Below are 9,299 nucleotides of genomic sequence, written 5' to 3'. Positions count from 1 at the left end.
GCAAAAACGTTTTTGCAAGTGTTTAATTAAATATTTTTATCTAATAATCTGTATCGGTTATTCAGGACAAGACAAAAAGTTAAAGATACATGTTAGAATTAAATGTAAATAATGAAACTTCAAGACTAAGGGCAGTTGTTTTGGGTTCTGCAGTACATAACGGGCCAACGCCAAAACGAGAAGAGGCCTATGATCCAAAATCGTTAGAGCATATATTGGCAGGAACTTATCCGATCGAGATAGATATGGTTCGGGAAATGGAAGCCTTCAATCGGGTTTTTGAAAAATATGATGTAACGGTGTTTCGTCCTGAAATGATCGAAAATTACAATCAAATCTTTACCAGAGATATTGGCTTTGTAATTGGAGATGTTTTTGTAAAATCGAATATATTGCCGGATCGCGAGCGGGAATTAGACGCGATTCAGTACGTAATAGACCAAATGGAACCTCAAAAAGTAGTGCGCCCCCCAGAAGAAGTACACATAGAAGGAGGAGATGTGATGTTGTGGAATGACTATATCTTCGTTGGTACATATAAAGGAAGTGATTACCAGGATTATATTACAGCACGGACGAATCTTCAGGGTGTTCAGTACATCAAAGACCTGTTTCCTACTAAAATTGTAAAGGGATTTGACCTAGTAAAGTCTAAAATTGAAGCGAGGGATAATGCCTTGCATTTAGACTGTTGTTTTCAGCCTGTTGGAATTAATAAAGGGATTATATACAAAAATGGATTTCGAGAAGAAGCCGATTATTTATTTCTGGTTAATCTTTTTGGGAAAGAAAATTTATTTCACGTCACTAGAGACGAAATGTATCACATGAATTCTAATATTTTTTCTATCGATACTACTGTTGTCGTTTCCGAAAGAAATTTCACCCGACTGAACAATTGGTTGCGAGCAAACGGTTTTCTGGTAGAAGAAATTCCTTATGCCGAAATTGCAAAACAAGAAGGGCTATTGCGCTGTTCGACCTTGCCTTTGATTCGAGATTAATTCAATTTTAAAAACGTATTGTGGTAGAGACGCACAGCAGTGCGTCTCTACCACAAAAATAAAACACAAAAAACCATGAAACAAACAACAAATTCGATATTGATGATTCGCCCAGTAGCGTTTAGAATGAACGAACAAACGGCAGTAAATAATTATTACCAAAAAGTAGTAGACGGTCTTTTGCCTGCAACGGTTAACGCTAAAGCACAGCAAGAATTTGATGCTTTTGTCGAAAAACTAACAGCAGTCGGGGTTGATGTTACGGTTGTTGATGATACCCTGAATCCAGATACACCAGATAGTGTTTTTCCAAACAACTGGATTTCTTTTCACGAGAATGGAGATGTGGCTTTGTATCCTATGTTTGCTGAAAATCGCCGTCACGAGCGCCGCGAAGATATTTTAGATGTTCTGGAAGACAAAGGATTTGTGATTCATAATATTGTAGATTATACCTCGGCTGAGGAGGATGGTTTCTATCTGGAAGGAACAGGAAGTTTGCTTTTGGATAGAACTAATGCTAAAGCATATTGCGCTTTGTCACCTAGGGCTGATGAAGAGTTGTTTATCGAATTCTGTGAGGATTTTGACTATGCTCCAGTTATTTTTGAAGCATTTCAAACCGTCGGTTCGGAACGAAAATTGATCTACCATACCAATGTGATGATGTGTCTGGGGGACACTTTTGCTGTGATTTGTTCGGAGTGTATTGATGATAAAAAAGAACGTAAAATGGTCCTGGATAGCCTAAAAGAAAACGGGAAAGAAATCATTTTAATTACGGAAGCCCAAATGAATACTTTTGCAGGAAACATGCTTGAAATTCATGGGGCAAAGGACAAACGATATTTAGTGATGAGTGCTGCTGCACATCAGAGTTTAACTTCAAAACAAATTGAACAACTGGAACGACATGCTGAAATTTTGAGTTCGAGCCTGGATACTATTGAAGCATGTGGTGGCGGCAGTGCCAGATGTATGATGGCTGAGATCTTTTTGCCAAGAAAATAATTGTACAATTTAGGCAAATACACTGCGTTTTGCCTGAATTTAATCTTAGATCAAATTGCCTTTAATAATATTGATAATTGCACTTACGATATATTGGATTCCTATAGCAATTACAATAAAACCAATGATTCTGGAAATCGCTACAATTCCGGATTCTCCAAGTATTTTTGCTAAATAATGAGCACTTTTCAAGATGATGAAAATAGCAACTGCGATAGCAAGAATGGCAAAGGATGAAATGATAATTTCGCTAGTTGTATTGTGTTCCTGATAAAAAGCAATCAGTAGCGAAATAGATCCAGGTCCGGCTAGCATAGGGATAGCTAGTGGAGTCAGAGCGATGTCATTTCTTTTTTGAGCATCGTTTTCTGCTTTTTTGGTGATCCCCCTCTTTTTGTTAAATTGTCCCGAGAGCAATGAAAATCCCGAGTTTACTATGATAAGTCCTCCGGCAATTCGAAGCGCATCGATGCTAATGCCAAAAAAAATCAGCATATATTGCCCAATAAAAAAAGAGACAATTAAGATGATAAACACATTTATCGCTGTCCACAATGAAATCCTGGAACGTTCTTTTTTTGTGTCATGTTGTGTAAGTCCTACAAAAATAGGAACAGTACCAATAGGGTTTAACACGGAGAAAAGTGCGACAAACAGATAAATAAAAAGATCCATATTTTATATTTAAGGGTGTAAAAATACTCTTTTTTTACTTTTTAATGTTAGGGAAATGTTTTTATTGCATTGATAACTAAACTTGAAAATTCCGAAACGGACAAACCTTTTTGATTACTTTTGCTGCATATACTTATAGAAAATGACAAAGAATAAAAAAACACTAGTTCTGGGAGCAACTACTAAACCAGAGAAATACGCCTTCAAAGCGATCACTATGTTGGTAGACAAAGGACATTCGGTGCTTGCTTTAGGACAAAATGCTGGTGAAGTGGCCGGTGTGAAAATCCAGACTAAAGCCATTCCCATAAAAAATATAGATACCGTTACCCTTTATTTGAACCCTGCACGTCAGCGTGATTATTACAATTATATCGTCGAGGCTAAACCTAAACGTGTTATTTTTAATCCGGGAACTGAAAATCCAGAATTGTACCAATTGCTGAAGCTGAATGATATCAAAGTAGAAATAGCCTGTACCTTAGTATTATTGACTACTAACCAGTATTAATATTTTTTTTGGAGCTACCTCCAGCTGTTCGCTATATCTTTTCTTGTCCCGTTTTTAAAACGGGACAAGAAAAGGATGCCGCTGCCATCTGGGCTAAAACTAAAATCGTGTTTCTGAAGCCGCTTTTTTGCTAATCAACCACAATCCAAGAAAAGTAATAAGCCCGTTTACAATGATCAGCTCATTGTCAAAGACGTATCCAAAAAACAATGTTTTTGAATGTTCGCTGATAAGGTATGTGAGTGCAGGAGACAACAAACAAATTATCGGGACCAGTTTGTCTTTGACCGTTTTTGACTGTGCAAACAGCCCGAAACAATACAATCCTAAAAGTGGTCCATACGTGTAGGAGGCCACCCTGAAAATCATTCCTACTACGGAACTGTCATTTATGGAATTAAAGAAAATAATGACCAGAAACATCAAAAAGGAAAACGCAACATGAACCAGATGTCTGTTTCGGACTACATTGGGTTTGTTCAGGTTCTCCGCTTTGTCCATTCCTAAAAAATCCACACAAAACGAAGTCGTAAGCGCTGTTAATGCAGAGTCAGTCGTAGCAAAAGTTGCGGCCGTCAATCCCAATAAGAATATAACTGAAGGTATCAGAGCCAGGTGATTAAAAGCAATTTCCGGGAAAAGCAAATCGGTTCTGGGCTTTCCGGTGTTTAAATCGGTGGGGATTTCAACCCCGTTTTTAGCGGCATAAACATACAGTAGCGCACCTACGCTCAGGAAAAATATATTGATAAGTACAAATATTCCGGTAAATGTGAACATGTTTTTTTGAGCTTCACCAATGGTGGCACAACTCAGGTTTTTTTGCATTAAATCCTGATCCAGACCTACCATGGCAATGGTTACAAAAATCCCTCCCAGAATTTGTTTGACAAAATGGAACTTACTCGACACGAAATCCTCAAAGAAAAATACTTTCGAATAATTACTGTTTTTTACGGTTTCAAAAGCTTCAAAAGCATTTAAATTCAAGCTCCTACAAATAAAGAAAATAGTCATAAAAACGGAGGTCACTAAGAAAAAAGTTTGTAAGGTATCCGTAATGATAATGGTTTTGAGTCCGCCACGATAGGTATATGCAAAAATTAAAGCCAGCGAAATCAGCACGGTAAATGCAAAGGGAATGTTGTAAAAGTCAAAAACATAACGCTGTAAAACGATCACCACAAGATACAATCGAAACGCAGAGCCTATTGTTCGGCTGATCAGGAAAATTGTTGCGGCAGTTTTATAGGAATACAACCCCAATCGCTGCTCGATATAGCCGTAAATCGAAGTCAGATTCATCCGGTAGTACAGAGGCAACAGCACTTTTGCAATAACTATAAAGCCAATGGCATTTCCCAGAACAAACTGAAAATACTTGAATTGTTCCCCGTTTGGCGCACCCACTTCTCCTGGCACCGAAATAAAAGTTACCCCGGAAAGCGCAGTTCCAATCATCCCGAAAGCCACTAAATACCATTTTGAGTTTTTATTGGCTTTGAAAAAAGCCTCATTGCCACTGTCTTTTCTACTTACAAAATGGGAAATCAAAAACAAAATCCCGAAGTAGATTACAATTAACGATAGAATGGTGAATGGTGTCATTTTTTTGAGTTTACAGGCAGCAAAATACGATTTTTTGTTTAATGCGTCATTTCTGGATCCGGATTACCTTTGGCCTTGAACTTCTATCCTTATTAAATCACGAATTGCTACTGCTTAATTAGTTAGCAAACAGGATTATAGCCGATTTTATTTTAATACCGCCTACTAAAAGTATTGCTTTACCTCCTAAGTACTTCCGTTGAAAAAGGATTCTTTTTTATACAATGGCTTCTCGACACAATTTTAATCAGTAACACTTTCGCATTACTATTCAAAAGTACTCGAAGTGAGGGCAGAAACAGTGCAGTCTTAATGACATTGCGACCAATAGTAGAAAAAACGGCGGACTAAAATCGAATAACCAAAGTATACAATCGATTCAAGAAATAACCGATTAAACAAATAAACAAATTGCTACATTTGCAGTTATGGAATTTTCTTCAAAATTAATAGAACGGGCAGTCAATGAAATGTCTCAGTTGCCAGGAATTGGTAAGCGAACTGCACTGCGACTGGTGTTGCATTTATTAAAACAGCCAAAAGAGCAAACAGGATTTTTAGCGCAAGCCTTGGTGGCAATGCGGGAGGATATAAAGTATTGTGCGAGTTGCCATAATATATCGGACAGTGCATTGTGTGAAATTTGTGCCAACAAAAACAGAAATCATCAAATTGTTTGTATTGTGGAGGATATCCGAGATGTTATGGCGATCGAGAATACAGGACAATTCAGAGGAATTTACCATGTTTTGGGCGGTAAAATTTCACCAATTGACGGCGTGGGCCCCAGTCAGCTGAACATCAATACTGTAGTCGAAAAAGTAAAATCCGGTAGTGTCAATGAGATTATATTTGCGTTAAGCTCCACAATGGAGGGAGATACTACCAATTTTTATATTTACAAACAAATTGGGGATTGCGGGATTATTATATCAACAATTGCCCGAGGAATTTCAGTAGGAGATGAGCTGGAATATGCAGATGAAGTTACCCTGGGCAGGAGTATTTTGCAAAGAGTTCCTTTTGAAAAGACTTTTAAAAATAATTAATTTGTTTAATAAATAATGTTGCTTTTTAAATCGTAAATGAAAAGTTATATTTGTCGCTTAAAAATATTGTAAATGAGCAAGTCGGTACTCTGTTTGTTGTTAGTTATAAGTGTGTTGCTTTTTTCCTGCATTCCTACTAAAGATTTAATTTATCTTCAGAAAAAGGATACCTCAGCACAAGAATCTACTATTGCTGTGGTAGGATCTAAGCCTTATCGGTTGCAAACAAATGATGTGTTGAGTATTACTATAAAAGCGATAGATCCTAAATTAGTTGCTATTTTTAGTCCTACAAGCGAAGGCGGTTCGGTAGGAAAATCAGAATCCGCATTGTATTTTGATGGATTTACAGTAGACGATCATGGAAATATAAGGGTTCCGGTCTTAGGAGAATTAAATGTTATTGGTTACACGCTGGATGAAATCAGAGTGAGAATCGAAAAACAATTGTTAGCGGAGTATTTTAATGCCGAAGCTAATATTTTTGTAACGGTAAAATTATCGGGGTTTAGATATACGATCAACGGGGAAATTGGTAGCACGGGAACAAAAACATTATTTCAAGAGCAAGTAAATATAATGGAAGCCATTGCAAATGCCGGAGATATCTCTATTACAGGAGACCGAAAAGCAGTTACCATCATGCGAAAAACACCGACAGGAGTTCAAATGCATGATCTGGACTTGACGGATATCAATGTGATGCAATCGCCTTATTATTACTTACAACCTAATGATTATGTTTATATCAAGCCGCTCAAGCAAAAAACCTGGGGAACCGGGAAAACAGGAATTGAATCCTTAGGGACTATTATTACGTTGCTGTCTTTGGCCACAACGACCTTTCTACTATTAAGAAATTAAAACAGCATTCAGAAAATGTTAGATATAAAAGATTTTTCGATTTTTGAAAATCAAGTCAGTTTTGATTTTAAGGGATTTTTAATAAAAATCGGAAGTTATTGGAAGTGGTTTTTACTGAGTTTAATAATCACTTTTACTATTGCCTATCAGGTCAACATCCGTAAAGAAAAAATATATGGCATGGAGACCCTCATTGCCATAAAGGAGGAAAGTAACCCTCTTTTTACTTCTAATACCAGTTTGGTTTTTAATTGGGGCGGTACCTCTGATCAGGTTCAATCCATCTCTACAACACTGCAATCCAGATCACACAATGAGTTAGTGGTAGATAAACTCCAGTATTATATTGATTACTTAGTTCAGGGCGAATACAATATGGTAGATGCCTACGGAGCAGTTCCATTCTATGTGAATATTGATAAATCGAAAGGGCAGTTAGCAGGAAATTTTATTGGAATTACGTTTTTAAGCGAAAATGAATATGAAATCAGAATTCCATTTGGGAATCAAAACGTCTCGGTCGTCACGTACTCCAATAATTCCTATGGCAATACAGCAGTCGAAATTGGTGATTTTGTAAAAAGATACAAAGTAGGAGAGTCTGTTTCCTTACCCTTTTTGAATTGGAAATTACAAATAAAAGACAATCCCGGTTTTTACAAAGGAAATGAATATTTTGTGCGTTTTAATGATTTTGACGGAACAGTAGCCGCATATAAAGGGATCAGTGTGCGCTCAGATGATAAAGGCGGTTCTATAATTACCCTGGGAATGCAGGGGACTAATAAAGCCAGAATGGTCGAATATTTGAATTCGACTGTTGAAATGCTGATCAAAAGACAGTTAGATAGTAAAAATCAGTTTGCTACCAATACGATTGCTTTTATAGACAGTACACTGATTGCCATGGAATCCCAGCTCAAAGAAACCGGGAATGAGCTAAAAACATTTAGAAAAGATAAAAATATTTATGATATTGAAGCGGGAGGTGCTAAATTCTCGGATAAGATTCTGGAATTTGATGTAGTCAAAGATGAAGTGACCCGCAAACTGTCCTATTACAATTCGTTAAAGGCTTATTTGAAAAACAGTACCAACTATGCAAAACTTCCAGCGCCATCTGTAGCGGGAATAGAAGATCCTAATATTGTAGTTAATGTTTCAAAATTGATCGCCTTGTCTACCCAAAGATCCGAAATGGCCTATGCCGTAAAAAGCGAGAAGATATTTAAGGATTTTGACAATCAAATGGAGGCAGTCAAAAATGTACTGTTAGAAAATATAGCTACCGCAAAAGCTTCGTTGCAATATGATTTAGCGATGGTGAGCAGTAAAATTAATGAAGCCGAAAGCACCATAAAACAACTCCCGGAAGACCAGCAAGAGCTCGTTAAAATCAAAAGAAAATATGATTTGAGTGATAATATTTACAGCACCTTTCTTCAAAAAAGAAGTGAAGCTGATATTGTCAAAGCAGCGAATCTATCGGATGTTCAGTTTATTGATCCTGCAAAGGATATTGGCGGCGGATTAATAGGCCCTAAAACATCCGTCAATTATATATTGGCCTTATTTCTGGGAATACTTGTTCCGTTGATTTTTGTATTTGGCATTTTTTTTGTCAATAATTCGATTCAAAATACGGAGGACATCAGTAAGTTGACAAAAATTCCTTTGATAGGCGTAGTCGGTGTCAATAAAGAAAATACAAATTTAGCAGTGTTTGACAGGCCTAAATCATCGTTGTCGGAATCTTTTAGAGCCATTCGGTCCTCGCTCCAGTTTTTGTACAAACAACAAAATGTAGACGGTGCCAAAACATTGATGATAACCTCCTCCGTTAGTGGTGAGGGAAAAACATTTTGTTCCATAAATATTGCTACCGTATTTGCCCTGAGCGAGAAAAAAACAGTTGTTATTGGCCTTGATTTAAGAAAACCAAAACTGGCTACTGAATTTAATTTATCTAATGAAGCCGGGATTGTAAATTACCTGATCAAGCAAAAAACGGTTGACGAAATTATAAATCACACCCACATTCCTTTTCTGGATGTGATTCTCTCCGGACCGGTTCCTCCCAATCCATCGGAGATGATAATGAGTGACGGAATGGGAGAGCTGATTGAAGAATTAAAGAAAAAATACGATTATATAATATTAGATACACCTCCGGTAGGGTTAGTGTCAGACGCACTAGAATTAGCACAATATTGTGATGTTACTCTTTATATTGTGAGGCAGAATTTCACCAAAAAAGACATGATTACCTTGTTGAATAATCGTATAAAACGAGGGGAATTAAATAATGCCAGTATCATTTTGAATGGTCTGGAGAATAAAGCTAAATACGGAACGGGGTATGGGTATGGTTACGGATATGGTACCTATACCAATGGCTATTATGAAGAAGACAAACCTAAGAGTATGTATGAAAGAGTGGCTCAGAAAATACTTAATAGACCCCGAAAGTAATTAATTACAGATATAGGTAAAATGATGCGTTTTAGGGTATTTACTTTTCAGGTTCAAAAACGTTTACTACAAGTTTCACAAATTAATTCGTTATAATTTGTGAAA

General features: G+C 36.9%; 8 protein-coding genes. 6 read left to right on the top strand and 2 right to left on the bottom strand.

From position 1 onward, the window contains the following. Positions 1 to 89: 89 nt before the first annotated feature. Positions 90 to 1,004 carry a dimethylarginine dimethylaminohydrolase family protein gene (locus tag EKM00_RS14095; RefSeq protein ID WP_126516614.1) on the top strand — a complete coding sequence of 305 codons (915 nt, stop codon included), beginning with the start codon at positions 90 to 92 and terminating at the stop codon, positions 1,002 to 1,004. Between the two features lie 75 nt (positions 1,005 to 1,079). Beyond that, entirely contained in the window at positions 1,080 to 2,015 is a 936-nt protein-coding gene (gene ctlX / locus EKM00_RS14090; RefSeq protein ID WP_126516613.1) for a citrulline utilization hydrolase CtlX, read from the top strand. Positions 2,016 to 2,060: 45 nt separating this feature from the next. Here ctlX and EKM00_RS14085 read toward each other — a convergent pair whose 3' ends face one another. Then, positions 2,061 to 2,690, bottom strand: coding sequence for a MarC family NAAT transporter (locus EKM00_RS14085; RefSeq protein ID WP_126451852.1), 630 nt, complete (start codon positions 2,688 to 2,690; stop codon positions 2,061 to 2,063). A 142-nt stretch (positions 2,691 to 2,832) separates the two neighbouring features. Here EKM00_RS14085 and EKM00_RS14080 point away from each other — a divergent pair, with 142 nt between their 5' ends. Further along, a complete protein-coding gene (locus EKM00_RS14080; protein WP_126458928.1) occupies positions 2,833 to 3,201 on the top strand; it encodes a CoA-binding protein in 369 nt (122 codons plus the stop codon). A 99-nt stretch (positions 3,202 to 3,300) separates the two neighbouring features. On the opposite strand, the gene EKM00_RS14075 is transcribed toward EKM00_RS14080, so the two are convergent. Then, complete coding sequence (locus EKM00_RS14075) at positions 3,301 to 4,809, bottom strand: sodium:solute symporter (RefSeq protein ID WP_126516612.1); 1,509 nt, start codon at positions 4,807 to 4,809, stop codon at positions 3,301 to 3,303. 428 nt (positions 4,810 to 5,237) lie between these two features. On the opposite strand from EKM00_RS14075, the gene recR reads away from it, so the two are divergent. The 3 genes from recR (at position 5,238) to EKM00_RS14060 (ending at position 9,194) form a co-directional block, all read left to right on the top strand. Beyond that, positions 5,238 to 5,858, top strand: coding sequence for a recombination mediator RecR (recR, locus tag EKM00_RS14070; RefSeq protein ID WP_126451855.1), 621 nt, complete (start codon positions 5,238 to 5,240; stop codon positions 5,856 to 5,858). A 72-nt stretch (positions 5,859 to 5,930) separates the two neighbouring features. Next, on the top strand, positions 5,931 to 6,722 hold the full coding sequence (locus EKM00_RS14065; protein ID WP_126516611.1) for a polysaccharide biosynthesis/export family protein: 792 nt from the start codon (positions 5,931 to 5,933) through the stop codon (positions 6,720 to 6,722). A gap of 15 nt (positions 6,723 to 6,737) precedes the next feature. Beyond that, positions 6,738 to 9,194, top strand: coding sequence for a polysaccharide biosynthesis tyrosine autokinase (locus EKM00_RS14060; RefSeq protein ID WP_126516610.1), 2,457 nt, complete (start codon positions 6,738 to 6,740; stop codon positions 9,192 to 9,194). The last annotated feature ends 105 nt before the right edge of the window (positions 9,195 to 9,299 follow it).

The sequence above is a fragment of the Flavobacterium sp. RSP15 genome (assembly GCF_003968755.1).
Taxonomy (GTDB): Bacteria; Bacteroidota; Bacteroidia; order Flavobacteriales; family Flavobacteriaceae; genus Flavobacterium.
This window is presented reverse-complemented; position numbering and strand designations above follow the sequence as displayed.

What these genes read in the sequence shown, in the direction of transcription:
- EKM00_RS14095 (WP_126516614.1), top strand. Translation starts at nt 90, where the DNA reads ATGTTAGAATTAAATGTAAATAATGAAACTTCAAGACTAAGGGCAGTT.
- ctlX (WP_126516613.1), top strand. Translation starts at nt 1,080, where the DNA reads ATGAAACAAACAACAAATTCGATATTGATGATTCGCCCAGTAGCGTTT.
- EKM00_RS14085 (WP_126451852.1), bottom strand. Translation starts at nt 2,690, where the DNA reads ATGGATCTTTTTATTTATCTGTTTGTCGCACTTTTCTCCGTGTTAAAC.
- EKM00_RS14080 (WP_126458928.1), top strand. Translation starts at nt 2,833, where the DNA reads ATGACAAAGAATAAAAAAACACTAGTTCTGGGAGCAACTACTAAACCA.
- EKM00_RS14075 (WP_126516612.1), bottom strand. Translation starts at nt 4,809, where the DNA reads ATGACACCATTCACCATTCTATCGTTAATTGTAATCTACTTCGGGATT.
- recR (WP_126451855.1), top strand. Translation starts at nt 5,238, where the DNA reads ATGGAATTTTCTTCAAAATTAATAGAACGGGCAGTCAATGAAATGTCT.
- EKM00_RS14065 (WP_126516611.1), top strand. Translation starts at nt 5,931, where the DNA reads ATGAGCAAGTCGGTACTCTGTTTGTTGTTAGTTATAAGTGTGTTGCTT.
- EKM00_RS14060 (WP_126516610.1), top strand. Translation starts at nt 6,738, where the DNA reads ATGTTAGATATAAAAGATTTTTCGATTTTTGAAAATCAAGTCAGTTTT.